Raw genomic sequence first — 26,080 nt, forward strand, 5'->3', positions numbered from 1 at the left:
AGAGATAATCAGCCAATTGGTGAATAGATATTCAACTTAAGGGAAACAATATGGATGTACTGATGGCCATGCGCACCTTTCGCCGGGTGGTGGAACGCGCCAGTTTCAGCCTTGCCGCCACCGACCTCGGGCAGTCCACCGCCGCGGTGAGCAAGCAGGTCCGGCAATTGGAGGAACGCCTGGGCAGCTTGTTGATCTTGCGTACCACTCGACGCATGAGCCTGTCGGAAGCCGGGCAAAGCTACTTCACCGAGTGCTGCCACCTGCTGGACGAACTGGACGCCCTGGAGCGCGCCACCCAGGCCGGGTCGAGCGAGCCTGGCGGGCGCCTGCGGGTCAACGCGCCGCTGTCGTTCGGGCTCAAGGTGCTGTCGCCGATCCTGGTGGCCTTCATGCAGCGCTATCCGCAACTGCACGTGGACCTGACCCTCAACGATCAGGTGCTGGATGTGGTGGGTGAAGGGTTCGACGTGTCGCTGCGGATCCGCCGCCAACTGGAAGACTCATCGCTGATCGCCCGCCACCTGGGCCAGGTCGAGCAGGTGATCTGCGCCGCGCCGGGCTATCTCCAGGCCCAGGGCACGCCAGTGGGCATCGCCGACCTGCACTCGCATCGCTGGCTGGCCTATCGCCTGGCCGAGCATCCCGGGCGCTGGCAACTGGAAGGTCCCGAAGGCCACACCCGGCTGGAGCTGCCGGTGCATTTCGCGGTGGACAACAGCCTGATGCTGGCCGACATGCTGGTGGCCGGCCTGGGCATCGGCGCCCTGCCCGGTTTCGTCGCCCAGCCATTGCTCGACAGCGGTCAATTGTTGCGGGTACTGCCCGACCAGAGCCTGCCCAGCCGGCACATCTACGCCCTGTATCCTAGCCAGCGGCACCTGTCGCAGAAGGTCCGGGTATTCGTCGACTTCCTGGTCGAGGCCTTGCAGCAGCCTTGAAGATCAATCAACGGTGGGCACCTCCAGCCCGACCTTGACCCGGTTCATCGCCACCAGGGTCTTGAAGCGCTTGACGTTGTGGTTGTCGAAGAACAGCTCGCGGGTCAGCTGGTTGTACTGGGCCATGCTGCGCACGCAAAAGATCAGCACGAAGTCGCACTCGCCCGCCACGTAGTAGCACTGCTGGACCTGGGGGCAGGCCTGGAAGCTGCGCTTGAGCGCATCGTGCTGGTCGATCCGCTCGCTCTCGACTTCCACCTCGACGATGATGCTCAGCTCATGGCCCAGGGCATCGGGGGCGACCACTGCGGTATAGCGTTCGATCACCCCCTCCTCGGCCATGCGCTTGAGACGGCGGTTGACCGCCGCGGTGGACAGGTTGACCCGCAACCCCAGTTCGCTCTGCGCGGTGCTGGCATCGCGCTGCAGCTCGGCGAGCAGCTTCAAGTCGTAGGCGTCGAGGCTGGTGGTCATGGCGGGGCTCCGGATACGGCACGGGGGAAGTGGAATGATATTGCGCAAAAGCGCGCGATTATGCGCAACGAACGCGCTGCCTGCGCAAGTTTGTTCCGGCCTGCCGCAGCGATCCAATGACAACCTCAGGGCGCTCGCCAATTCCTGGGCCTCCCCCTGGGAATACTTGCCCGGGCGAGACTGCCTCTGCTCGACGCCCCTGGGGTGATCAGCCACGAGGCGAATCGCGGTCAGGCCCCATAGGGTTATTTCTGCAACCTTGGCTCGCCAGATTTGTCACAATCCCCGACTCGACCGCACGGGTGACCTGCGCTACCTGGCGACCGGTGGCGGATTACCCTGGTATCCGTTCGCCCATGCTCCTGACCAATAGTGAAGACGCCACCGACACCGGGCCCTACCAGCACAGGGTCGGCGAGACGGCACGATCGGCGGTCCCCCGCACGATGCCCGGCCAGCAAGGATTTTTATGACTGCCAGCAACACCCACTTCCAGGCCACCCCCGGCCGCCTCGAACAGATGTCCACCCGCGTGGCTTATTTCATCGCCGGTTTCGGCATCGCCGCCTGGGCTCCGCTGGTGCCCTACGCCAAGAGCCGAGCCGGACTCGACGAGGGCACTCTGGGCTTGCTGCTGTTGTGCCTGGGCGTAGGCTCGATCCTGGCGATGCCCATCGCCGGCGCCCTGGCCGCGCGCCATGGCTGCCGGCGGGTGATGGCCGTTGGCACCTTGCTGATCTGCATTGCCCTGCCCTTGCTGGCGACCCTGGCGTCGGCGCCGTCGCTGATGTTCGCCCTGTTCATGTTCGGCGCCGGGCTCGGCACCGTGGACTCCACGGTCAACCTGCAAGCGGTGATCGTCGAGCGAGCCAGCGGCAAGACCATGATGTCGGGGTTCCACGGCATGTTCAGCCTCGGCGGGATCGTCGGCGCCGCTGGCGTCAGCGCCCTGCTGGGCCTGGGTTTGTCGCCCCTGGGAGCGACCCTGGCGGCGGTGGTACTGATGCTCCTGGCCCTGGCCAAGTCCGCACCGCACATGCTGCCCTACGGCAGCCAGAGCTCGGGACCGGCCTTTGCCGTGCCCCACGGCGTGGTGCTGTTCATCGGGTGCCTGTGTTTCGTGGTGTTCCTGGCCGAAGGCGCGGTGCTGGACTGGAGCGCGGTGTTCCTCACCGCCGAGCGCGGCCTGGACACCGCCTACGCCGGCCTGGGTTATGCCGCCTTCGCCCTGACCATGACCGCCGGGCGCCTGACTGGCGATGCCATCGTCCATCGCCTGGGCGCCCGTCGGGTGATCTTCATCGGTGGTGCCACCGCGGCGGCCGGCATGCTGCTGGCCACCCTGGCCCCGGCCTGGGAAGCGGCGCTGCTGGGGTACGCCCTGGTGGGCGCGGGGTGCTCGAACATAGTGCCGGTGCTGTACACCGCAGTGGGCAAGCAGAAAGTCATGCCCGAGGCCATCGCCGTCCCGGCCATCACCACCCTGGGTTACGCCGGCATCCTCGCCGGGCCGGCGGTGATCGGCTTCATCGCCCATGGCAGCAGCCTGAGCGCAGCCTTCGGCCTGATTGCCGCGGCGCTCTTGGCAGTGGCCGCCAGCAGCAAGGTGCTCAAGGTCTGAGCCCCCGGCCATGTAGCCACTGCTGAGCCTGCAAAGCTGCGCACGGGGCGCAGCACCCGCAGGCCTCGCACCCCGCGTACCAGGCCCGACGCGCCGACAACACCAGCGTCTGCTGCGCAGCCGTACGCAGCCTGCGGCAGCGGCTACACGAATCCAGCAGCGGCGGCACGTCTCAGAAGCCGACGCTGGCCTGGATGAAGAAGGTCCGTGGCGCGCCGACGTAGATCCCCGAGTTGTTGTCGCTGGAGCGGGTGAAATACTGGCGGTCGAAGACGTTCTTCACCCCGGCTCCCAGCTTGAGGTTCGACAGCTGCGGACCGAAGTCATAGCCACCACGGATGTTCCACAACACGTAGCCGGGCATGTCGCCATACTGGCCGTCGGCGCTGCCATCGGTGATGTAGTTGCCGCTGAAGGAGCCGTTGGCATTCACGCCTGTACCCGGAGAACGTTGCCTGGACTGGGCGAAGGCATCGATGTTGTAGGTCCAGCGATTGATGTCGTAGCGCAAGCCGGCAGTGGCCACTTGGCGCGAGTAGAACGGCAGGTCGCGGCCCTTGAAACCAGGAATCTCACCTTCGTAGCTGGCCCGGGTGTAGGTGAAGCCGGCGTTGGCGCTCAGGCCCTCGAGACGCGGGTCCAGGCTCCCCAGGTTGTAGTGCACAGAGGTTTCCACACCCTGGTGCTTGGTAGCACCGAGATTGGTCCAGCCCACGTCGTTACTGATGTACTGCAGCTCGTCGTCGAAGTCGATGTAGAACAGCGTCACCTCGCCCCCCCAGACATCATCGTTGTAGCGCGTGCCGATTTCGTAAGTCTTGGCCTTCTCCGGGCTCAGGCCGTTGGCGGTCTGGTCACCCTGGCCGCCCTGGCCCAGTTGGAAGTACTGCAGGCTGCCAAAGGACGTCTCGTAATTGGCGAACAGCTTCCACGCATCGGACAGGTGATACATCACGCTCAGGGCCGGTAGCGCCTCGTTGCTGTCGATGCTGCGGCGCTTCTCCTGAACGCGTATGCCGTTGGTTCCCGGCACCGGTCGGTCATGCCACCGAGTGCTGATGTCCTCGAAGCGGATCCCAGGGGTGATGGTCCAGTTGCCGACGTCGATCTTGTCGTCGATGTAGTAGGCATGGGCCTCGGTGCCGCCGGTACGGTCCTGGTAGACGTGACCATCGGAATCCTTGGTCGGCACCGGCTGGTTGTTCACCAGGGCGACGCGGCTGGCTTGCTCATGCATGCCTTCCTTCAGGTAGCGATAACCCACACTCACCTCCTGGGTGGTGGGCCCGAGGTCGAACACATGGGACACCCGGGGCTCGATGCCGAAGGTGTAGTAGGTGCGCGGATAGGACACCAGGGTCTTCTGGTCGCGGGCAGCGATGTTGCTGCCGCGGAAACTGTCGGAGTAGTAGGTCAGCACCTCGAACTGGGTGCGGTCGTCCACCTGGCGCAGGTACTTGAAGGACAAGTCCTTGCGCCGGCCACTGAAGTTGTCCCAGTCCCGGTCGGAGTCGTAGGGGTGGGCATCGTACTGCTTCTGGGTCAGGCCGCCGGGCATGTCGGCGGTGGCATCGTAGTAATGCAGGTTCAGCGAGAAATCGTCCTGGTCGGTGGGCGCCCAGTGGGTCTTGAGGATCACGTCGTCGATGTCGTTGCCGTTGTTGCGCTCGCGATAACCGTTGCCATTGACCCCGGAATACAGCAGCGCCACCCCCAGGCCGTTGTCGGCGGTGCCGCCGAGAAAGGCCGTGTCGATATGCTTCCAGCCGCCACGCTGGGAGGTTTCCAGGGTCGTGCCGATTTCCCCGGTGGCTTTCTCCGGGATGGCCCGGGTCACGAAGTTGATCACCCCACCGACGTTCTGCGGCCCGTAGCGTACCGAACCGGCGCCACGCACCACATCGATGCTGTCCAGGTTGCCCGAGGAAATCGGCGCCATGGACAGCTGCGGCTGGCCGTAGGGCGCGAAGGCCGCCGGCACGCCGTCGATCAGCACCGTGGAGCGCGGCGACAGGCGCGAGGTCAGGCCGCGCACACCGACGTTCAGGGCGATATCGCTGCCGCCGGTACCGTTGGCGTCCTGCACCTGCACCCCCGGCACCCGGCGCAACACATCGCCGACGTTCATCGCGCCCTGCTCGACCATGGCCTCGCGGCGGATCACCGTACGTGCCCCCGGATGGTTCTGGACTTTCTCGGCATCGGCATCGGCCAGCCAGTCGCCCACCACGCTGATGCTGGTGGAGTCCAACTGCAAGGTACCGGCGGCGGCAGCCGGGGCCGGGCTCAAGGTCACCGAACTGCCGTCGATCCGGTACTGCAGGCCGCTACCCTGGAGCAACTGGCCCAGGGCCTGCTCCGGGGAGAGGTTGCCATCCACCGCCGGGGCCTGCTTGCCAGCCACCAGCTCGGGGCTGAAGAACAGTTGCAGCGAAGTCTGCAAACCCAGCTGGCCCAGGGCCTGGCCCAAAGGCTGGGACTGGATATGGATGGCATTGGCGCCCTGTGCGGCCTGGGCCTGGGGCAATGCGGCCGACACCGCCAGGGCCAGCGCCAGAGGCAGCCAGCGGCGGGTGGGCAAGGGTGATACGGCAGGAAGAACGGTTATTTTTGTCACGTCGGCGGCTGTCCTGTGGATCGCACCAGGGTGCGTCTGTTAATGCAAACCAGTTGCGTTGGACAAGAAGACGACGAACTGAAAAAAAACCTGAATCTAACGGGAAAAAATTTCCTGGCTACCGTCGGCCCGGGTGCGTACCGCCACCGGCAGGATGCTCGGCAGGGCTTTGAGCAGGGCGTCGGTGTCATCGGACTTGAATACGCTGGTCAGGCGCAACTCACCCAGCGCCGGACTGGCCAGGTGCAGCGGCGGCTGGCGGTAGCGCGCGACCTCGGCCAGCACATCGGCCAGCCGGGCGTTGTCGAACACCAGCTTGCCGTGGCGCCAGGCCGTCGAATTCTCGGGATTCACCGCGTAGGCCGTGGCCACCCGGCCCTGGGCGTCGACATGGGTCCCAAGGCCCGGAGTCAGGGTGATGAAGTCATCGGCGCCAGCCTGCCGGCCCTGGACCTTGACCCGCCCCTGGGCCACCACGACCCGGGTCTGTTGCGGATCGCGGCGCACGTCGAAACGGGTCCCGGTCACCGTGACCTTGCCCGGGCCGGCATTCACCACGAAGGGTCGGGCGCTGTCGTGCTCGACGCTGAACAGGGCCTCGCCCTCCTCCAGCTCCACCAGGCGCTGGTCCTGGGCATAACGGACCTGAAGCCGGCTGCGGCTGTTGAGTTCGACCTGCGAACCGTCGGGCAAGGCCACCAGGCGCCGCTCCCCCAGGGCGGTGGCGAAGCTGGCGCTATAGGAAGTCGTCGGGCCCAGGCCGCTGAACGTACCCAGGGCCACCGCCACGACCAGCACCGCAGCCGCCGCGGCCACACGCAACCACGGGCGCCGCCTGCCGGTAGCCGCAGGCTCGGCGCACAGGGCCTGCAAGCGCGCCGCTGGCACCAGCTCCGCAGCGGCCCATAACGACTGCAACACTTGCCACTCATGGTGGTGTTGCGGGTGTTCGGCCAGCCAGTGCTGGAAATCCGCCTGTTGCTCCTGGCTCAGCCCGGGCTCTTGCAGACGCACGAACCACTGCGCCGCCTCATCGCGAACCTTGGCCTGTCCACAGGCACAAGCGCGGCTGTCCATCATGCGGATTCCTGTTTGGCAGAGGGTGAAGAAGCCTTGCGACTCATGGCAGCGGCCCATCCAGGCGCTCGCGCAGGTGCCGCAGGGTGCGGATCATATACTTTTCCACCATGTTTTTTGACAGCCCCAGGCGCTCGGCGATCTCGGCCTGGGTCAGGCCCTCGATCTTCTGCCAGACGAACACCTTGCGGCAGTTCACCGGCAATTCCCCCAGGGCCCGTTCGACCGACGCAGCCAACTGCAACGCCTGCATGAAATGCTCGGGATCGCCGCTGGGCGACACGCCAAGCTGGGCCTGGTGTTCTTCCAGGCCCGCGCGCCGGTCTTCACGGCGAAAGGCATCCACGGCGATATTGCGCGCGGTCTGGTGCAGGTAGGCCCGCGGCTGTTGCACGCTGGCGGCGTCGGACTCCAGCACCCGGACGAAAGTGTCATGGGCCAGGTCCTCGGCCTGCTGGCGATTGCGCAAGCGCCGGGTCCAGGTGCCGATCAACTCTTCGTAATGCTCGAAAAAGCCTGGTCTGCGGGGCGGCTTAGCTGTCATCGCGATGCGCTGGAAAGGTGGGGCGTGAATAGTAATGCTTCGCATTAATGCCGGCAATGGACTTGCCGACCGCTCGCCTCCTAGCGGCTATAGAACCTTGGTGGTTCGACAAACAGGTGGGTCTGCCCGGCCACCAGCCAATCCCCCAGGCACGGTTGCAAGTGGGCCAGGCAATGCAGCAGTTGCCACGCCTGGGCATAGGGAAAGTCCAGCAGGCGCAGGCTCAGTCCCATGTCGCCCTCCCCTGGCGGATGCTGCGCACGCGCAGGTTCCAACCGAGATTGAGCCCGGCGGCGGCCAGCAGGATCGCAGCGCCGCCCAGGACCTGTAGCCAGCCCAGTCGGTGGCCGAAAACCAGCCAGTCCACCAGCACCGCCACCAGCGGATAGATAAACGACAGGGCCCCCACCAGTACCGTGGACAGCCGCTGGATGGCGCCATAGAGCAAGGTCGACATCAAGCCGGTGTGGACCACGCCGATGGTCACCAGGTAGAACCAGGCCTCGCCGGCGGGCGCTGGCAGCGAACCCAAGGCGAAAGGCGCGCTGAGCAGCATGCCGAGCAGCATCTGCAGCAGCACGATCAACGGCGCCGGGACTTCGCGCAGATGCTTGGTGGTAGCCGCGGCGATGGCATAGAAGAAGGCCGCGCCCAGGGCCAGGAGGATGCCAAGCAGGTAGTCGCCGCCGACCATTCCCGAGGCAGGCCGGGCACCGACGATGAACAGCATTCCGGCGAAGGCCAGGGCCAGCCAGCCGAGCTTGCCCGGCGTCAGGCGCTCGCCGAACAGCAATGCCCCCAGGCCCACCAGCATGAACGGCTGGGTGTTGTAGACCACGGTGGCCACGGCGATCGAGGCCTGGCTGTAGGCACTGAACAACAACACCCAGTTGAGCATCAGCGCACAACCGCCCAGGGCGATCAGCGCCACCTGGCGCCCGCTCAAGCGCAAGCCACGCAACAAGCCCAGGCCGGCGCAAGCCAGTAACATCGCCAGGGCGCCGAACACACAGCGCCAGAACACCACCACCCAGGGGGACTGGCCGGAACCGACCACCAGCCAACCCACAGTGCCCGAAATCAGCATGGCCCCAAGCATTTCCAGGGTTCCGCGAGTCTTCACCTTCATCCCATCCCTCTCGATCACAGGCGCTCGGACATGGACGGGTGTGAGAAACTCCGACGCAGGGCCAGCGAAATCCATTAAAACGAACAATTATTCGACATAATGAACACCGACATTTATGCCCGTCAAGGATCTCAAGGATGATTTAATAGACGTTATGAACGATAAAACGAACGAAATGAACGAACTCTCCCCCATCGGCCTGCTGGCCCATGCCATCAAGCGCGAGCGCCTGAACGCCGGATTATCCGTTTCGGAACTGGCCAAGCGGGCCGGGGTGGCGAAATCCACCCTGTCGCAACTGGAAGGTGGGGTGGGCAATCCCGGCATCGAGACACTGTGGGCCCTGGCCATGGCCATGGGCCTGCAAGTCACCAAGTTCCTGGAACAGCCCGCCCCGCAACTGAAGGTGATCCGCGCGCACGAAGGCGTGACCGTGCACGCCGAGGACGCGCCCTATGCCGCCACGTTGCTGGACAACTGCCCGCCGGGGGCGCAGCGCAACCTGTACCGGGTGCTCGCCCAGCCCGGTCGGCCACGGCAGTCCAGCGCCCATCCACCGGGCACTGTGGAACATGTCTTGCTGTGCCGCGGACGAGCGCTGGCCGGTCCGCTGGAGCAGCCCCTGAGCCTGGAGCCCGGGGACTACATCAAGTACAGCGCCAGTACCCCGCATCTGTTCGAAGCGCTGGAACCGGACACCCTGGCCCTGGTGGTGATGGAACATCCCTGATCAGCGCAACCCAGTCCCACGGCGCAGGTATTTATCTGTGCCGTCGAGTCTGGAATCATGCCCCCTCTCCCTACAGGATCGAGCCCCGATGCCACTTCTACCGCGCCTGGCCAGCACCCTGCTCGGGGTGCTGCTGGGCAGCCTGGCCGCCCACGCCGCCCAGGCTCCTGAGCCGCATATCTACTACAGCCTGGTGCCCGGGCATTACCTGTTCATCGGCAAGGAGCCGGACGGTGGGCCGACATATTCCGGCACGGCGGTGATCCGCTTCGAAAACCAGGCCCTGACCCTGGTCAAGACCCTCAATGGCCAGACCACCACGGCCATTGGCAAGGTGGAGCGGGCGGTGATGGGCGAGGCCGAAGTGTTGCGCTTCAGCTGGCCGGGGCACAGTTCCACCTGCCTGGTGCGGGGTGACCTGGACAACTACTCGCGCCTGACCTGCTACTGGGTCAAGGCCGGGATCGAACACCTGGAGCCGGGCCTGGAAGCCTACTTCCCGACAGAAACCTGGCCTGGCCACCAGCCCGAGTGATGGCCGCCCCCGCCCCTACCAGTTGTGCTGGTTATTGCGCGACGGGGCGAGCAACTGGCGGGCCAGGTTGGCCGCTGCCAGGGGCGATGCGCTGTGCAGCAACGGATACCCCCAGAACTTTTCATAGTTGCCGGCAAAGGCCTCGACCCCGGCCTGGGCCTCAGGCTCCGGGGCGATCACGATCATGGCCTTGATCCAGCGCTGGATCGCGGCCTTGTTGCGCTTCATCCACAGCGCCCCTTGCTTGAGCAAAGCCTTGCTCTGCTCGCTGGCGCGCTCCTGTGGATCTGGCATGCCCTCGCTCAACAGGACGAAGGCATGGCCGCGCTCCATGAGTTGCTCGAGTTGCTGGAAGGGGTCGGTTTCAAGATCCGGACCGGGGGCGACGTTGCGCATCCAGACCAGTGGGAAATGCTGGTGATCGAAGTACATGGGACACCTCATGATGGCTTTCAAACAAGAATGCTTATCATCTTCGAGAGGCAATCTGTCCGCATCAGTCAAGATCGACAAGTTATTGATCAATCCAGCCAAAGATCGCCGCCAGGCCGTCGCTTCGTGTAGATACCGTCTTGCCCGTTACCGGGCAAGCGCCAATTTCGGGTCATAAGGATGACCCGACTTGAGCACGCCAAATACGATGTGCAGCATCTTGCGCATCACCGCACAGACGATCTGTTTGCCCGCTTTACCCTTGGCGCGCAGCCGCTCTTTCATCGCCATGAGGGGCTCACTCATGTTCATGGCGGTGATGCTGGGTAGGTACAACGCTCGGCGGATACGCCCCGAACCAGCCTTGCTGATCAGCGTGCGGCCCTTGAATTTGCCGGATTCGGCCAACTGCGGATTCAACCCCGCAAACGAGACTACGGCCCGGGCGCTACGAAACTCCTTGAGATCGCCCAGTTCGGCCAGGATCACTGACGCGGTCTTCTCGCCGATACCGTCGATGCTCAACAGCAGATCCCGTTTGCCCCGCAAGTCGGGATCATCGTCGACATGCTGCTTGATCATCTGGCGGGTCTGGACGATGTCTTTTTCGATGTGGCTGATGTGCGACTGGATCGATTCCTGAACCACCGTATCCGCCACTTCCTGGCGATTACGTTCCATCTGCAGCATCTCCTGCAGGTCGTCCAGGCGTCGCAGCAGGACCCGTAGCCGGCGGATCGCCACAGGCTCCGGCGCCCAGGGCGTCAAGGGTGACTCGTGCTTGGCCTGGGCAAAGGCGGCCAGCAACTTGGCGTCCACCTTGTCGGTCTTGTAGTTGATTCCTTCGCTTTTCTTGAAGTAATGGACCCGGGCTGGGTTGACCACGATGACTTCGTAACCCTGGTGGTACAGGTGCTCTGCCAGGGCTTCGTGATAAACGCTGGTGGCTTCCATGACGACCCTGGCGTCGGGCTGCGCATGCAACTTGAGCCACTGGTCGAGCTGGGCGAAGCCCTCGGCATTGTTGGGAATCTTGCCGCGTGTGCGGTACTTGCCGTTGGGCAGAGGCGTGGCGACATCGAATGTGTTCTTGGCGATATCGATCCCGATGACGTTAGACATATTCTCTTCCTCGTATGCGCGGGTTGAGGATCATCCATCACTCGGTCTCAGCCTTGTTGATGCGAGCTACCGTGCGATGCAGGGCTCAGGATACCGTTCGGACTTAGCGAGTGAGGTTGAAGAGGAGGAGCTCAATCTACAGTGCAGGCTCAAGGCCTTAGCCGCTGCCCGGCTTCATTCCTCTTCCTCGATGATCAGTCGAGAACTATCGCGTGTGTAGACGCGATAGTCGAGATACAAGCCGCTGCCGCAGGCTGCGCACGGGCGCGTAGCGCTCGCAGATCCCGGGTGGTCGGGCGAGCGCTGAAGGCCCTGCGGGCCTTGGCGCAGCCTCGCAAGCTCGACCGCGGCGACAGGAATAGGCGTGAAGCGCAATTACAGGTCGCTGTCCAGGGCCTGGCGGCGCTCGGCGAAAAAGCGTCCCGGCGGCTGGCCCACCGCCTTCTTGAACATGCGGATAAACGCACTGGCGCTGTCGTAGCCCAGGGTCAGCGCCACCCGCTCCACCGAATCACCACGCCCCAGTTGCTTGAGCCCCAGCAAGATATGCAACTGGCGCTGCCAACGGCCAAAACTCAACCCGGTTTCGGCCAGGATCAGGCGGCTCAGGCTGCGTTCGCTAAGACCGATCAGCTCCCCCCACCGCTCCAGGCTATGGCGTTGCTGCGGCTGTTCGAGGATCTGCTGGGCCAGGCGGCGCAATTGAGCATGCCCAGGCATGGGCAAGTGGATCTGCTCGCGCGGGGCAACGGCCAGCTCGTCCAGGGCCACCGCCATCAACCGCCCCTCGGCGCCGTCCAGGTCGTAGAGCTGCGGCAACTGCGCACAACGGCGCAAAAGCTCCTGCAGCAACGGCGACACCGCCAGGGTACAGCAGGCATCAGGCAACTCCCGGGCCTGCTCCGGCTCGACGAACAGGCAGTAACCCTGGGCATGCTCCAGCCCCTGGACCCGGTGCGCGACCGCGCTGGGAATCCAGACGGCGCATTGCGGTGGCGCCAGCCAGAGACCCTCGGCGCTTTCGCAACTGAGCACCCCGGCCAGGGGGAACAAGAACTGCGCCTTACGGTGGCTGTGCCAGGGTCGCTCCCAGCGCTCCTCCTGGGCCGAGATGCGCAAGGCGCACACCGGACGCGCGATGGCGTCCGGGTCCTGGATCTGATCCTGCTGGTCGAACTCGGGCATGTCGGTCCCTGCAACGGTTGTCTCGGTTGCCCGCCGCCCCAGTGGGCGGTATGGCAAGGCCGGCCATTGTGCCGGGGGGCCAGTCCTCAGCCAACCGCGGCACGACCCCAGGCAGGCCTAGCGGTAGTAACCATAGCGGTAGCAGCAATGATGATAGTGCCCGGGGTACACCACGCAGCCGCCCAGGGACAGCAGAGTGGCCATGACCAACAGCAGTGCGATACGGCGCGTCATGATCGATTCCTCATGGGTTCGTCGAGATGGCCGGGGATGTGCCCCGGATATCGCTTGAACGTGATGAGCACGGTATTTCCGTCGCCCTGGCCAGAACATTCCCAGCCACGTGCCTGGCTGAACCCGGGTTGAATCATCCGCCGAAAAATATTTCATCGCGCCGCGACGGATTGCGCCGCCATCTATCGTTGAACCCATCAGCTGCGTGCATCAGCCAACGCAGGCCTGAAGGAGTCATCATGAAGCTTGCCCGTTTCCTGTTGCTGGTCCCCCTAGCGCTCAGCGCCTTGGCCAGCAGCCCCTCATTCGCCCAGACCGTGATCATCCAGCAGGCCCCACCGCCCATGCGCTACGAAGCACCGCCCATGGCTCGCCCCGGCTACGCCTGGGACCGCGGGCATTGGCGCAGCCTCGCAGGCTCGGCAAGCGGCTACAGGCTGGCCTGCTCCAGCAACCAGCCCTTGAACGCCCCCATCGCTGCGGTTTCCGCCCGGGACTGCAGGCGGGTCAACCAATAGCTGCCCGTCACGATGCCAATGGCAAAGGGTTGCTCGATTGCGCCACTGGCCAGTTGACGCTCGAACATCAGGGGTGGCGCCAGGGCTACGCCCAGGCCTTGCAGGGCGGCCTCGAGCATGCCCAGGGACGAATCGAAGACGATGCTCTGGGGCAACAGTGCCTGGGCTCCCAGGCCGGCTGCCTGAAACCACTGCGGCCACTCATCGGTACGGTAGGAGCGCAATAGCGTCTGCCCCAGCAAGTCCGCCGGGGCCTGCAAGTGCTGGGCGATCTCCGGAACGCACAACACCGACAATGGCGCCTGCATCAACTGCACCGCATCGGTGCCATGCCAGGCCCCGCTACCGAATCGAATGGCGTAGTCCAGGCCCTCGGCCGCCACGTCCACCCGATTGTTATTGGTGCTCAAACGCAGGTCGACATAGGGAAAACGCGCCTGGAAGTCACCCAGGCGCGGCAGCAGCCAGCCCACCGCGAAGGTACCCACCGCCCCCACCGTCAGCACCTCGCGGTAGTGCCCGCCATCGAAACGACCCAGGGTCTGGGCGATGCGGTCAAAACACTCACGCAGCACCGGCAGCAACGTCTCACCCTCACTGGTAAGCATCAGCCCACGGGGCAGGCGCTTGAACAACGCGACATTGAGCTGGGCCTCCAGGCTCTTGACCTGGTGGCTGACAGCCGCCTGGGTCACGCACAGCTCGATGGCCGCGCGAGTGAAACTCAAGTGGCGCGCCGAGGCTTCGAAGGCCCGTAGCGCATTTAACGGAAGATGTGGACGCAGCATGCTCATACCTTAGTTTTTCTAATAGCTCCTGCGAAATATCGTCGTTTGTCGACGCTACGCAGACGGCCTAAATTGGCCTCGCTCGACCAGCGCCTCCCCCACCAGGAAACCTGCTCGAGCCTGCCTCCAGGAGGCTATCCAGATTTTTCGAAAGCTAAAGGACAGCGAAGGTTCCTGCGGCAAAAATAACCAAAATACAGGGAAAAACACACAATCATGCGACAAATAACCTTGAGCGGACTGACCATGGCCAGCGCCCTCACGCTGCTCATCGGCTCCTCCCAGACCCTGGCCGGGACCCACCTGAACAGCCCGTTGAAATCCGGCATAGACGCCACCATCCGCCCATTGATGCATCAGCAGGGCATTCCCGGCATGGCGGTGGCGGTCATTGTCGATGGCCAGCGACATTACTTTAACTACGGCGTTGCTTCCAAGGACAATCAGCAGCCGGTGGACAACGACACCCTGTTCGAGGTGGGTTCGGTGAGCAAGACCTTCACCGCGACCCTCGCCGGCTATGCCCAGGCCAACGGCAAGCTGGCCCTGCAAGACCCTGCCAGCCAGTACCTGCCGGCCCTGCGCGGCAGCGTCCTGGACACGGTCACCCTGTTGCAGTTGGGCACCTACACCGCCGGCGGCCTGCCCTTGCAGTTTCCCGACGAGGTTCAGGGAGAGGCCAAGACCCTGGACTACTACAACACCTGGAAGCCCACTTTCAGCCCAGGCACCCAGCGCCAGTACTCCAATCCCAGCCTCGGCCTGTTCGGCTACCTGGCTGCCCGCAGCCTCGGCCAACCGTTCGACGAGCTGATGGAGCACACGCTGTTCCCTGGCTTCGCCCTCAAGCACAGCTATATCAACGTGCCCAAGGACCAACTGGATCACTACGCCCAGGGTTACGACAAACAGAACCGTCCAGTACGCGTCGGCCCTGGCCCCATGGACGCCGAAGCCTACGGCGTGAAGACCAGCGCCCCGGACCTGCTGCAGTTCGTTGCCGGCAACCTGCAACCGGAACACCTCGACCCGCTCCTGCAAAAGGCCGTGGCCAGCACCCAAAGCGGCTACTACCAGGTCGGCGACATGACCCAGGGCCTTGGCTGGGAGCGCTACGCCTACCCCGTCTCCCTGGTCCGACTGATGGCCGGCAACTCGTCGCAGATGGCCCTCGAACCCCACCCTGTGCAGTGGCTGACCCCCGCCCAACTCCCCAAGGCCAACGCGCTGTACAACAAGACCGGCTCCACTAACGGTTTCGGTGCCTACGTGCTGTTTGTCCCAAGCAAGCAGATCGGCATCGTGCTACTGGCCAACAAGAACTACCCCAACGAGGAACGGGTCAAGGCTGCCCATGCGATCCTCGGTTTGCTGGAGAGCGCCCGCTAGCGAACACACCGCAACCGATCGCCGGACACCACGGGGCCAGTAGCGCCTCGTGGTGTTTTCCTTGTGTCGGCGTCCACCAGGCCTAGAATCAATCCAGCACTGTCGACCACGGGCCTGCGCCGGGTGATGCCGCGCTGAACCTTCCACGGCGTTTTCCGGTCGATAACTGCAACCTGGCCAGGGTTGCCGGCGCACATGCGCAGGCAATCACCCAGGCACCTCAGCCGCCGGAGAGACGCCCTGTGATAACGACAATGCAAATCGCCAGAATCAAAGCCTGGGGCGCCCATGGCTTCACCGCCACCGGGGTGGTCAGCGCCCTGCTGGCGACCCTGGCGCTGTTCGACAACCAGCCCAAGGCCTGCCTGTTGTGGCTGGGGGTGGCACTGTTGGTGGACGGTGTCGACGGTTCCCTGGCCCGCAAGGTCAAGACCAGTTCGGTGCTGCCCAACATCGACGGCTCGGTGCTGGACCTGGTGATCGACTACCTGACCTACGTGTTCATCCCGGCACTGTTCATCTATCGCTACATTCCGCTGCCGGAATACAGCGCCTTGCTGGCCACCTCGCTGATCCTGCTGTCGTCGCTCTTGTGTTTCTGCAACGTCAACATGAAGAGCCACGACAACTACTTCCAGGGCTTTCCCGCCGCCTGGAACGTCGTCGCCCTGTGCTTCTACCTGATCGAACCCGGTCCCTGGACCACCCTCTTGAGCATCTTCGTCCTGGCCCTGCTGACCGCGACCCGGGTGCAATTCCTGCACCCGTTCCGGGTTCGCAAGTGGATGCCGGTGAACATCATCGTGACCTTCGTCTGGCTGCTCAGCGGCGCCTTGCTGATCCTCGGCCATCCGCAGCACAACCCGGCGATCATGGGCCTGTGGCTGGCGGCCTCGGCCTATTTCCTCGGGATCTGCCTATGGCGCTCGGCACAGGAATGGCTGGGCAAGGGGGCTTGAAGCGACACCGGGCCTGGCGCCCGGTGCGAATGATCGCCAGGCACGAACGGCCCGGCGCGACAACTCAGAACGCCAGTTTGTAGCCGATGGAGAACAGCATCACCGCCAGGCATGGGCGCAGGATTTCATCGGATACCCGGCCCGTCATATGGCTGCCAAGCCAGATCCCGGGCAGCGAGCCCATCAGCAGGAAGCCCAACAAGTGCCAGTCCATGTTGCCCATGCTGGCGTGGCCCAGGCCAGCCACCAGGGTCAGGGGTACGGCATGGGCAATCTCGGTGCCCACCAGGCGCTTGGTGGCCAAAAACGGATAGAGCAGGAACAGCGCGACGGTACCCAGGGCCCCGGCACCGATGGAGGTCAGGGCGACCATGGTGCCCAGGATCAGGCCTGTGACCACGGTCAGGCCATTGAGCCCGCCTGGGCTGGGACGGTAGTCACCGCCATGGCGCTGGGCAAAGGCCATGAGTTTCTTCTTGAAGACAATGGCCAGGGCGGTCAGCAGCAGGACCACGCCCAGGCCTTGCTTGATCACCGCGTTCAGGGCCTGGGGGTCGGTATGCAGGTTCTTCAGGAACCAGAGGGTTACCACCACTGCCGGTACGCTGCCCAAGGTCAGCCAGCCCGTGATGCGCCAGTCGATATTGCGGTTCTTCTGGTGCACCAGTACCCCGCCGGACTTGGTGATGGCGGCATACAGCAAATCGGTGCCCACGGCAGTGGCTGGATTGATCCCGAACCAGAGCAGGATCGGGGTCATCAGCGAACCTCCCCCCACCCCGGTCATACCCACGATGAACCCGACAATCAGGCCGGCGACGACAAAACCCAAATTACCCACATCCATCAAATAAAGCCCTACAGATCACGCGGCCAGGTAAAAAACTGGCGCAGCATAGCGGCTAAAACTTATGACCATTTATATGAATAAAATCTAACGTTATAACCAGCCCTTGAAACGCAATGCACCCAGAGCATGGAAAAGCCTTTTGCGTTGCGCCCGCCACAACCCCTGGCAATCGACAGCGGCCTCGCCCCTTGCGCCTGACTGGCGCCGTTTTCAGTCCTGCAATGAGCTTGCGTACCTCTGCTCCCTGGCATCCGGTATTCTGCTGGGCGCTCGCCGGGGCAGGCCCATCGCCGCGCCCGGGCTCGCCCCATTCCCCCAAGGAAGGTCCATGACAGCCGACGAGACCCCGTACCAGACCGAACAGCAGCGCATTCGCTTCAGGCGCCTGAAACTGCACCAACACGCGCCCGAAGCAGGCAACCGGGGGCTGGCACTGTCCGGTGGCGGCATCCGCAGCGCCACGTTCTGCCTGGGGGTCCTGCAGGCGATGGCGCGAGCCCAGGCCCCCGGCCAACCAGCCGCCAGCCCGGGGGCTCCTCCTGCGGAAAACAGCCTGCTGTCGCGTTTCGACTATCTCTCCACGGTCAGTGGCGGTGGCTATATCGGCAGTTTCTTCTCCAGCCTGTTCCTGCCCGGGCGCCTGCGGGACAAGGCTCCCCTGGAGCCGGAAACCCAGGCCGCCCATGACGCCTACCAGGCGCTGCGTTTCGAGCCACCAGGGCGTATCAGCACCGGCGTCGACTACAGCGAACGCCCGGTAGGCCAGGGCCCTGCGGCCTGGCTGCGGGAAAATGGCCGCTACCTGACGCCTACCGGTTCCGGCGACATGCTCTACGCCCTGGCCATGACCTGGCGCAACTGGCTGTCATTGCATGCCATGCTCGGGATGCCGATCCTGCTGCTGCTCAGCCTGCTGAGCCTGTTCCAGGTGCTTAGCCAGGCCAGCCTGTTGCTGTGGCCGCTGATGGCTGCCCTGCTCTTCGCCTTGCCCTGCGCCGTGGCCTACTGGCTGGTGATTCCCCATGGCGACCTGGACCAGCCCCCGCGACTGGACAACGGCGCATACCGCAGCTTGCTGGTCATCGTCGCCGGCCTCTGGGTTGGCGGCGGCCTGGCCTATGCCCTGGCTCAATGGCAGGCAGCGGGAGGCCTGGCCCTGGCTGCCGCCCTGGTGGGTAGCAGCGCACTGCTGATCACCCGGCAACTGGTGCGCCACCTGGCCAACGATCGCGACCCGGGCCGCAACAGCACGTGCAGCAATTGCGTGCGCAACTATCGGGTACAGGTCACCCGGGCCCTGGGCCGGGCCATGGCGGCAGTGCTGGTGCTGGGTTTCCTGGCATTGCTGGTGACCGCTGCCCAGGCCCTGTACGAGTACCTGCAGGCTTACCAGGCCCTGGGCACCATGGCATCGCTGGCCCTGGTGATGTGGCTGGTCCGGCGCCTGGTCGTGCTCAAGGACGAGAAGCCGCTTCCGGGCTGGATGCGCAAGCTGCCCCTGGATGTCCTCGCACTGATCGCCGGAGGCCTGCTGCTGACCTTGCTGTGCCTGTGCTGGGCGTTGCTGGTGCAATGGGTCGCCCACGATGGCGGCACGCCGTCCTACAGCACGGCCACGGCCTGGCGCCTGTTGCTCCTGAGCCTGCTGGCCGCCTCGCTGGTTTGCGTCAGTGGACGCTTCATCGGCTTTCTCAACACCTCCTCACTGCACGCCTTCTACAGCGCCCGGCTGACCCGTGCCTACCTGGGGGCGTCCAATGGCCGGCGCTTCAACGGGCCGGCACGGCAACGCCGAACCTACCTGAGCGTGGCCGAACCGATGTCCAGCGACGACCTGTCGTTGCAGCAGTACTACGCCACGCCCAGCGCCGGGCCGGTGCACCTGATCAACGTCACCATGAACCTCACGGTGGACCCTGCCGAACAGCTGGTCCAGCGCGACCGCAAGGGCCAGCCGCTGTGCATCGCGCCGAATTGGGCCCCGGCCCTGGAGGGGACCTCCGGCCTTTGCGAAGGCCCGGCGGAAGGCTACACCCTGGATGGCAAGCCCTACCGCCGCGACCTGCACCACACGCCCTCCTCGGAGATCATGCAGCCCCTGAGCCTGGGCCAATGGATCGGGGTGTCCGGCGCGGCCTTCAGCACTGGCCTGGGCCGTGCCACCAGCCTGGGCATGTCGCTGGTGCTGGGCCTGGCCAACGTGCGCCTGGGGATCTGGTGGCCCAGCCGCTTCCTCGACCCTGGCCAGCAGCATTGGGTCCGGCAGGACCTCAAGCCCTGGACCTACTACAGCACCCAGGCCTATCTGTTCTATGAGTTGACTGCGCGCTTCCACGGCTACCGTCGCGACTACCAGTACCTGTCCGACGGCGGGCATTTCGAGAACACCGCCACCTATGAACTGCTGCGCCAGGGACGCCAGGTAAAGCTGATCGTTACCTGCGATTGCGGCTGCGACCCCGACTACCGCTTCGATGACCTGGCCAACCTGGTGCGCCTGGCGCGTATCGACCAGGCCCTGGAGATCCGCGAGGACCCGGGCGTGCTCCAGCATCCACTGCTCAAGACGGTGTTCGCCAGCCAGGAGCAGTTCCGCCAGCCACCTGGCGCCGACAGCCGCCAATGCGCGCTACTGCTCAATGTGCATGCCCATGCGCCGGGCTGCGAGAGCGGCATCGCCGCCCAGCCCCATTGCCGGATTCTGGTGCTCAAGCCGCGCCTGATCGCCGGGCTGGCCCCCGACGTGTGCAATTACGCCCGCAACAACCCGGGCTTTCCCAACCAGAGCACCGTGGACCAGTTCTTCGACGAAGCGCAGTTCGAGAGCTACCGGCAACTGGGCCTGGAGATCGGCCGGACGCTGTTCGGCCAGGAGGGACAAGCCAACGAGATAGCCGAGGCCCTGTGGCGCTATCTCGAGGGTGAAGCAGCGCTCTAGCTCAGCGTGGCTGGTACGCCTTGACCGCCTCCAGCCATTGCGCCTGAAGGCGCTCCTGCTGCGGGTCGATGCCCTGTTCGGCCAGCAGCGCCAGGTGCCGCTCCACCTCGCCGAGCATCTGCCCATGGGCACTGGAGTTGGCATCGAGCTGGTGCATCTGGCCCAGCCCCAGGTGATAGAAACGCAGCAATTTGAGGGCCGCCGGATCGCGGGCGGCCACCCCGGCGGTGACCTGGTGCATGACGTTGGTCACCCGCATCAGGCTGCGCTTGAGGCGCCAGCCATAGACCGCCGCCGCCATCCAGGGTTGGCTCCAGAACACACTGCGCACCAGGGCGATGCACACCAGCAGGCCGACGCCCACCCCAGTAGCGTTCCAGACCAGGTTATCGCCGCCACCCTGGCCGAACAGGGCCACGGCGGCACTGGAGAACAGCATGGCCAGGGCCATGAACACCAGGGCGACGATCAGGGTGCTGCGCCGGGTCTGCCGACGGTAGAGCTCAGGGTCCTGGGGGGTGATGACGAACATGGGGCGATGGACTCCACTGGCAAGGAAATGGGCGGGCATTATCACCGCTGCCGATCGTTGCGGTGACGAAAATCGCCAGCCTGGGCAGAAATATCCCCTCGGCTTGATCCAGGTCGGTATTCACCGCTATCGCTCCCGGGGCCGACGGGGGCGCAATGCGCGCCCCAGGCGCCGCCAGCCCAGCACCACGCCACTGACGCTGATCAGCAAGCCACCGGCACTGAACAGCAACATCCACAGGTCCCACAGTGGTCGCTTGCTCAGCAGCGGCAGCCAGTCCCAACTGTGCAACAGGGCGAACAGCCAGCGCGAGGCACGCCGTGGCTGGTCCAGCTGGCCCACCACGGCGCCGGTGTAGAGATCCAGGTGCAACCAGGTCCGGGCCGGATCGTCGAAGCGCACCCGCAGTGCCGGCAAGCGCTGCTCCAGATGGCCGAGCATGCTCTGGGGCTCCCGGGCGTAGTAATAGAAGTCATAGGCCTGCAGTTGCTCGACCTGCAACGGTTGACCAGGGCTGATGGCCTGGGCCGCCTGTTGCAGGGTGCGGGGCTCGAACCGCAGCAGCACCCGGTCCGCGGCCATGTCCAGGATCCGCGTGCGCCCGGCGCCGTCGTAGCCGATCACATAACCCTGGCCGGCAATCATTCGCCACTCCAGCTCCCGGGCCTGCAGGCCATCGTCGGCGAAGCGCTGCAAGACCTGCCCGGCGGTCACGGGGAACGCCCCGGCATCGAGGCTTGCTCCCTGATAAGCCGCAAGCGACAGCGGTCGGGCACTGCTGAAGACCGTCCACGGGTTCATCGACATCAGGCCACTGAAGATCCAGGTGATGGCGAGTACCCCGAACAGCAAGCCGCCCAGGTGATGCCAACGGGCAAAGCCCTGGTAGGGCGAGCGCGAGCCATTGCGATAGGTACGGCCAAAGCGCCAGCGCATCAGCCCCACCGCCAATCCCAGGACCGCCATCAATGTCGCCCCCAGGGACAGGTAGGTGACGATCGGCCCCCAGGCACCATCGATACCGATGCCACGCAATGCATACAGCCAATGCAGCCAGGCACCGATCCAGTTCCAGGCCCGTTCGTTGGCGGTGGCATCGCGCACCACTTCGCCGGTGCTACCGGAGACATACAGCAACCGATCCTCGGCATCGGCCACCGCCACCCGATGCAGCGGCCGGTCGCCATCCAGGGCCCGGGACAGGCTCCAGGTGTCCTGCTCGACCACGCCACGCTCGCTCGCCGCCACCCCGGGAGCGAACTGGTGGGCCGCGGCCAGCGCCTGGGGCCAGTCGGTGGGTGGAATCAGCTGCGCGCTCCGGGCGTCCACCGCCAGCTTGCGCGCTCCGGGATATTCCAGGACATAACGCGGGGTTCCGACCACCGTGAGCAGGCGCAGGCTGGTCGGCGCTTGCCCGTTGCCGGCGGCCGCCAGCACCCGCTCCAGGCTGGCCCCCGCCTCGTCCAGGACCAGGGGCGGCAAGTGCGCCAGGCGTTCGGCGGGAGTCAACTTGGGATAACCGACATACAGCATCACGGCGCCGGAGATGAACCACAGGGCCATGAACAGGCAGGCGACGATCCCCAGCCAGCGGTGCCAGAGGTACAGGTAACGCTTCATCACATCGATCTCGCAGCGATGCGGGACACCACGGGCGCCCCGCCGGTTCAGGTCAGAAGCGCGTTTGCAGCGCCAGCTCGAAGGTCCGCGGCGCCCCCAGGTACAGCTGGGTCGGCGCGGTGCTGCGGGCGTACACCCGGTCGGTGAGGTTGCGTACCCGGGCGGTGACCCGGGTATCGGCATCGACCCGATAGCCGACGAAGGCGCCGAAGATCGCGTAGCCCGGTGCATAGCGGGTGTTGGCCGCGTTGGCGTACATCGACGACACATAACGGCTGTCGGCCCCCACCTGCCAGGACGGGGCCAGGTCGTAGGTCAACCACAGGTTGGCCACCTTCTCGGGAATGTTGGTGGGACGGTTGCCCTTGCGCGATACCGGCCGGCCGCCGACGTTTTCATAGAACTCGTCGTACTGTGCATCGACATAGGCGAAGTTGCCTTCGGCCAGGAGCTTGGGCGTGACCCGCAACGACGCCGCCAGCTCGACCCCTCGGGAAGACTGCTGGCCCACCGGCTGGCTATTGCCGGGGTTGGCCGGGTCGGTGGTGGACAGGTTCTTGCGTTCGATACGGTAGGCCGCCAGGGTGGCCGAGCCGCGCCCTTCGAGGAAGTCGAACTTGCTGCCGATTTCCCACTGGTTGCCGGTGCTCAGGTCGAAGTCGCGCACCTGGCCATAACTGGCGGTGGTGAGGACCCCAGAGGGCGGATCGGCGGCAGTGCTGTATTGCACATAGACATTGGCCGTCGGGGTCAGCTCGTAGACCAGCCCCAGGCGTCCGGTGGTAGGCCGGTACTTGCGCTGAAAGAACGCCGGGTTGGCAGCGTTGACGGCCCGGTAGTGGGTCACTTCCAGGTCGATCTGGTCATGGCGCAGGCCGCTGAGCAAGGACAGGCGCTCGCTGAGTTGCAGGCGGTTTTCCAGGAACAGCGCCCAGGTATCCACCTGGTTGCGCCGGTTCTTGTCGAAGCCGCGGCGCACTCCGGGCAGTTTCCAGAAGCTGCCGGGCTCGAAGCGGTCCGGGTCGACCTTGTCCACCGGGTCTGGCAGAGACAGCGGGTAGTTGCTCATGACGTTGTGGCTGTAGTCGATGCCCGCCGACCATTGGCTGTCCAGGCCGAACACATTGTTCTGATGCAGCAGTTCGAAGCGATTGCCGTTGAGCTCCTGGGCATGGCGCTGGAGCAAGATGCCGGAACGGATCACCTGGGAGTTGTCGGCGTTGTAGGCGTAGTTCTCGACGTTGCGGTATTCGCGATCGGCGTTGTAGTGGTACAGGGTGTTGCGCAGCGAGGTGGCGTCATCGACCTGGTAGTCGATGATCGAGCGCAACCAGCGCACCCGCTGCTCGTAGCGACCGTCGTCGACGTTGTAGTTCTCGAAGCGCCGGCTGCGCTGCACTTGCATCTTGCCCTCCAGCGGTGCCAGGGCCGGGGTCCCCCAGTAGGGACTGTCGACGCGCTCGTCCTGGTATTCGAAGGCCAGGGTGTGGGAGAGCTGGTCGTTGATATCCGTCAGCAGGGAAAAGGCCAGGGTCCAGGCATCGCGTTGCTCGCGGTCGATGTAGCCGTTGCTGGTGCTGTGGTTGAAATCCAGGCGCGCGTAGTGCCGGGGGCCTGGCCCGGCGTTGAGGGCGTGGTTGAAACCCAGGGACAGGTCACGGCTGTCGTAGGAGCCGTAGCTGATCCGCCCTTCGTTGAACGACTCGCTGCGCGAGGCCAGCTTGGTGATGTAGTTGATGGAGCCGCCCACGGCCCCAGCGCCGTAGAGAAAACTCGAGGGCCCGCCCACCGCCTCGACCCGATCGTAGATCCAGCTGTCTACCGGTCGCGCGGCGATGGAGTCGTACTGCACGCTGATGCCATTGAACAGCTGGGTGATTTGCGGACCGGAGAAACCGCGATAAGACACGAACCCCGGGATACCCGGCGACGAAGCGGCGTTCATGCCCGGCATGCCCAGTAGTACATCCTGGGTCGTGGCGGCGCCGCGCTGCTCGATCTGCTGGCGCTCGACCACGCTGACCGACGCCGGGGTCTGCCTGGGAGTCAGGCCCAGGCGCGAACCGGTGGTGCCCTGGGTATCGAGTTGCAGGCCGAACTTCTTCTGTTCATCGGCGCTGATGCGCATCTGCGGCAATTCCAGCGTGCCCTCGGCCAGGGCGTTGAAAGACAGGGCGCAGCACAGCGCCGCGCAGCTTGGAGAGCGATACAGGTACTTCATAGTCTCGGACTCGGAAAAGACCATCGAATGCCGCCCGCCCGTGGCCACGCGAACGCGCGCATGGCAACAGGCCAGGGACGGCAGGGAGGCGACCGTGATGGGGCGCCGGGGAGCCAGGTCAGCTCAGAGGGGGAGCCCGAGGGTTGAGAGGCGGCCAGCCATAGCGTGGCGGCGCCTTGTCATGTTGCGCGACCTTGGGTCGTTGCGGGCGCTGGCGGCGCAACAGCCAGGCCAGGCAGAACAGCAGCCCCAGGCCCAGGGTGACGGCCGAGCACAGCGGGCAGACCAGGGTATTGAGCCAACCGGCACCGGCCTGGTCGCTGAAGTCGGTGTCCACCGCCGGGCCCTGGTTGCCCAGGGCGGAGCAGAACTGCCCGCCTACGCCATTGAGTTCCAGCCCGGCCACCTGGCCATGACCCAAGCCGCAGACGAACACGTTGAACAGCACGCAGAAATACAGCGTCCAGGCAACGTGGCGGCGATAGGGCGAGGTGCGAGTCATGGGGCGCAAGGTTAACAGCCGGCAACGCCGTGGAAAATCACCGTTACATTTTTCCTGAGCACGCTCCCCAGCGCTTCGTGTGGCGGCTGCGTACGGTTCGGTACGAGCCGCCAGGGCTTACGCGGTCAACCTGAAACACCGCGCTGGCGGGCGCTCATTCGCGGTCCAGGGATTTTACCGCCAGGATGCTGCCCGGCATCGAGTACAGCGCTCGCTCGGTGGTACTGCCGATCAGCCGGCCGAAGCCGCTGCGGTGCACGGTGCCCATGACCACGGCGTCCACCAGGTATTCATCGACGAACTGGGCGATGCCCGGGACCGGTGGCCCCATGATGAAGTGGCGGAATTCCTGAGGTACGTTGTGCTCATCCCCCAGGCGCTCGAACTCCTGGTGCAGGGAGTCGCGCAACTCGTCCAGGCAACTGACGCTCCAGGCCGTGGAAGCCACCGGCGCCACGCCGTCGAGCATTGGCATCAGGTCATAGGCGTACAGCAGGTGCAGTTGCGCGTCGCACTGCAAGGCCAGGGCATGGGCGGTGCGGATGATCTGGGCATTGAGGCCGCTGATCTGGGTATCGGACTGGGCCGGGTCCACCGCCGCGACGATCCGCCGTGGCAGGTTGTTCGGCGCATCGTTGACCAGGTGCACCGGCACCGGGGCGTCGCGCAGCAGGTGGCAGTCCAGTGGTGTGACGAAGACCCGCTTGAGCGCCGATTCCAGGGTCACGTCCTTGATCAGCAGGTCAGGCTTGAACTCGGCGATGTAGTCCAGCATGTCCTTGAGCACCTGGGTGCTCCAGATCACCTGGGTGCTGACTTCCACGCCCTGCTCGCGCATCCATTGCGCCTCCACCTGTAGCCAGCGCTCATGGCGTTGCAGATAAGCCTGGCGCTCGCTGTCCTCCAGGTGTTCTTCCCACAGGTAAGTGCGCGCTGGCGGTTCGACGAACACCAGGGCATGCAGCTTGGCGCCACTGGCCCGGGCCAGGGCGGCGGCCCGCCGGGCCGCGGGAGACTGGTGCTGCTGGGGATCGGCGATCAGCAGCAAACGCTGGTACTGGCTCATGGTGCACCTCCTTGTTGGGCAGTGGCCTTGAGTGTCGAGCCTGGCAGCCACGGACG

The 26,080-nt window shown here is 64.9% G+C and carries 23 protein-coding genes; 7 read left to right on the forward strand and 16 right to left on the reverse strand.

Features of this window, described 5'->3' with window-relative positions; genetic code table 11:
• Nucleotides 1-50: 50 nt before the first annotated feature.
• Entirely contained in the window at nucleotides 51-941 is an 891-nt protein-coding gene (locus tag I9018_RS21330; protein WP_068582862.1) for a LysR family transcriptional regulator, read from the forward strand.
• A gap of 3 nt (nucleotides 942-944) precedes the next feature.
• Here the strand turns inward: I9018_RS21330 and I9018_RS21335 are convergent, their stop codons facing one another.
• Nucleotides 945-1,415 carry an Lrp/AsnC family transcriptional regulator gene (locus I9018_RS21335; RefSeq protein ID WP_241107438.1) on the reverse strand — a complete coding sequence of 157 codons (471 nt, stop codon included), beginning with the start codon at nucleotides 1,413-1,415 and terminating at the stop codon, nucleotides 945-947.
• A 469-nt stretch (nucleotides 1,416-1,884) separates the two neighbouring features.
• Between I9018_RS21335 and I9018_RS21340 the strand changes: the two genes are divergently transcribed.
• Nucleotides 1,885-3,036, forward strand: a complete 1,152-nt coding sequence (locus I9018_RS21340; protein ID WP_068582857.1) for an MFS transporter — start codon at nucleotides 1,885-1,887, stop codon at nucleotides 3,034-3,036.
• Between the two features lie 172 nt (nucleotides 3,037-3,208).
• On the opposite strand, the gene I9018_RS21345 is transcribed toward I9018_RS21340, so the two are convergent.
• The 5 genes from I9018_RS21345 to I9018_RS21365 form a co-directional block, all read right to left on the reverse strand.
• On the reverse strand, nucleotides 3,209-5,653 hold the full coding sequence (locus I9018_RS21345) for a TonB-dependent receptor (RefSeq protein WP_241107439.1): 2,445 nt from the start codon (nucleotides 5,651-5,653) through the stop codon (nucleotides 3,209-3,211).
• Between the two features lie 96 nt (nucleotides 5,654-5,749).
• Nucleotides 5,750-6,733 carry a FecR family protein gene (locus I9018_RS21350; RefSeq protein ID WP_241107440.1) on the reverse strand — a complete coding sequence of 328 codons (984 nt, stop codon included), beginning with the start codon at nucleotides 6,731-6,733 and terminating at the stop codon, nucleotides 5,750-5,752.
• A gap of 40 nt (nucleotides 6,734-6,773) precedes the next feature.
• On the reverse strand, nucleotides 6,774-7,274 hold the full coding sequence (locus I9018_RS21355) for a sigma-70 family RNA polymerase sigma factor (RefSeq protein WP_185698906.1): 501 nt from the start codon (nucleotides 7,272-7,274) through the stop codon (nucleotides 6,774-6,776).
• Between the two features lie 80 nt (nucleotides 7,275-7,354).
• Entirely contained in the window at nucleotides 7,355-7,507 is a 153-nt protein-coding gene (locus tag I9018_RS21360; protein ID WP_022639787.1) for a hypothetical protein, read from the reverse strand.
• Nucleotides 7,498-8,403 carry a DMT family transporter gene (locus I9018_RS21365; protein ID WP_068582847.1) on the reverse strand — a complete coding sequence of 302 codons (906 nt, stop codon included), beginning with the start codon at nucleotides 8,401-8,403 and terminating at the stop codon, nucleotides 7,498-7,500. Before I9018_RS21365 ends, I9018_RS21360 begins: the two co-directional genes overlap by 10 nt.
• 154 nt (nucleotides 8,404-8,557) lie before the next feature.
• On the opposite strand from I9018_RS21365, the gene I9018_RS21370 reads away from it, so the two are divergent.
• Both I9018_RS21370 and I9018_RS21375 read left to right on the forward strand, forming a co-directional pair.
• Entirely contained in the window at nucleotides 8,558-9,133 is a 576-nt protein-coding gene (locus tag I9018_RS21370; RefSeq protein WP_124348119.1) for a helix-turn-helix domain-containing protein, read from the forward strand.
• An 88-nt stretch (nucleotides 9,134-9,221) separates the two neighbouring features.
• Nucleotides 9,222-9,668: a hypothetical protein gene (locus tag I9018_RS21375; protein ID WP_241107442.1), complete on the forward strand. Its 447-nt coding sequence runs from the start codon at nucleotides 9,222-9,224 to the stop codon at nucleotides 9,666-9,668.
• A 15-nt stretch (nucleotides 9,669-9,683) separates the two neighbouring features.
• On the opposite strand, the gene I9018_RS21380 is transcribed toward I9018_RS21375, so the two are convergent.
• The 4 genes from I9018_RS21380 to I9018_RS21395 form a co-directional block, all read right to left on the reverse strand.
• Nucleotides 9,684-10,100 carry a hypothetical protein gene (locus I9018_RS21380; RefSeq protein WP_068582838.1) on the reverse strand — a complete coding sequence of 139 codons (417 nt, stop codon included), beginning with the start codon at nucleotides 10,098-10,100 and terminating at the stop codon, nucleotides 9,684-9,686.
• A 147-nt stretch (nucleotides 10,101-10,247) separates the two neighbouring features.
• The gene (locus I9018_RS21385) at nucleotides 10,248-11,222 is read right to left on the reverse strand and encodes a transposase (RefSeq protein WP_241106977.1); all 975 of its coding nucleotides are present in this window, start codon (nucleotides 11,220-11,222) and stop codon (nucleotides 10,248-10,250) included.
• A gap of 375 nt (nucleotides 11,223-11,597) precedes the next feature.
• The gene (locus tag I9018_RS21390; protein WP_241107443.1) at nucleotides 11,598-12,407 is read right to left on the reverse strand and encodes a helix-turn-helix transcriptional regulator; all 810 of its coding nucleotides are present in this window, start codon (nucleotides 12,405-12,407) and stop codon (nucleotides 11,598-11,600) included.
• Between the two features lie 664 nt (nucleotides 12,408-13,071).
• Entirely contained in the window at nucleotides 13,072-13,947 is an 876-nt protein-coding gene (locus I9018_RS21395) for a LysR substrate-binding domain-containing protein (RefSeq protein WP_124348124.1), read from the reverse strand.
• Between the two features lie 216 nt (nucleotides 13,948-14,163).
• On the opposite strand from I9018_RS21395, the gene ampC reads away from it, so the two are divergent.
• Nucleotides 14,164-15,336, forward strand: coding sequence for a class C beta-lactamase (ampC, locus tag I9018_RS21400; RefSeq protein ID WP_241107444.1), 1,173 nt, complete (start codon nucleotides 14,164-14,166; stop codon nucleotides 15,334-15,336).
• A 242-nt stretch (nucleotides 15,337-15,578) separates the two neighbouring features.
• Nucleotides 15,579-16,295 carry a phosphatidylcholine synthase gene (pcsA, locus tag I9018_RS21405; protein WP_053137528.1) on the forward strand — a complete coding sequence of 239 codons (717 nt, stop codon included), beginning with the start codon at nucleotides 15,579-15,581 and terminating at the stop codon, nucleotides 16,293-16,295.
• A 64-nt stretch (nucleotides 16,296-16,359) separates the two neighbouring features.
• On the opposite strand, the gene I9018_RS21410 is transcribed toward pcsA, so the two are convergent.
• Nucleotides 16,360-17,142 (reverse strand): sulfite exporter TauE/SafE family protein, encoded by a 783-nt coding sequence (locus I9018_RS21410; protein WP_241107445.1) that lies wholly within the window; start codon nucleotides 17,140-17,142, stop codon nucleotides 16,360-16,362.
• Between the two features lie 331 nt (nucleotides 17,143-17,473).
• Here I9018_RS21410 and I9018_RS21415 point away from each other — a divergent pair, with 331 nt between their 5' ends.
• The gene (locus I9018_RS21415) at nucleotides 17,474-20,083 is read left to right on the forward strand and encodes a hypothetical protein (RefSeq protein WP_241107446.1); all 2,610 of its coding nucleotides are present in this window, start codon (nucleotides 17,474-17,476) and stop codon (nucleotides 20,081-20,083) included.
• Between the two features lies 1 nt (nucleotide 20,084).
• Here the strand turns inward: I9018_RS21415 and I9018_RS21420 are convergent, their stop codons facing one another.
• From I9018_RS21420 to I9018_RS21440, 5 genes are all read right to left on the reverse strand, one after another.
• A complete protein-coding gene (locus I9018_RS21420) occupies nucleotides 20,085-20,615 on the reverse strand; it encodes a DUF3087 family protein (protein WP_241107447.1) in 531 nt (176 codons plus the stop codon).
• Nucleotides 20,616-20,741: 126 nt separating this feature from the next.
• Nucleotides 20,742-22,235, reverse strand: a complete 1,494-nt coding sequence (locus tag I9018_RS21425; RefSeq protein WP_241107448.1) for a PepSY domain-containing protein — start codon at nucleotides 22,233-22,235, stop codon at nucleotides 20,742-20,744.
• Nucleotides 22,236-22,287: 52 nt separating this feature from the next.
• The gene (locus I9018_RS21430; RefSeq protein ID WP_241107449.1) at nucleotides 22,288-24,456 is read right to left on the reverse strand and encodes a TonB-dependent receptor; all 2,169 of its coding nucleotides are present in this window, start codon (nucleotides 24,454-24,456) and stop codon (nucleotides 22,288-22,290) included.
• Nucleotides 24,457-24,574: 118 nt separating this feature from the next.
• A complete protein-coding gene (locus I9018_RS21435; RefSeq protein ID WP_085600105.1) occupies nucleotides 24,575-24,958 on the reverse strand; it encodes a DUF2946 domain-containing protein in 384 nt (127 codons plus the stop codon).
• 154 nt (nucleotides 24,959-25,112) lie between these two features.
• Entirely contained in the window at nucleotides 25,113-26,024 is a 912-nt protein-coding gene (locus I9018_RS21440) for a universal stress protein (RefSeq protein ID WP_241107450.1), read from the reverse strand.
• Between the last annotated feature and the right edge of the window lie 56 nt (nucleotides 26,025-26,080).

This window comes from Pseudomonas sp. MPFS (assembly GCF_022537035.1).
GTDB lineage: Bacteria > Pseudomonadota > Gammaproteobacteria > Pseudomonadales > Pseudomonadaceae > Aquipseudomonas > Aquipseudomonas sessilinigenes.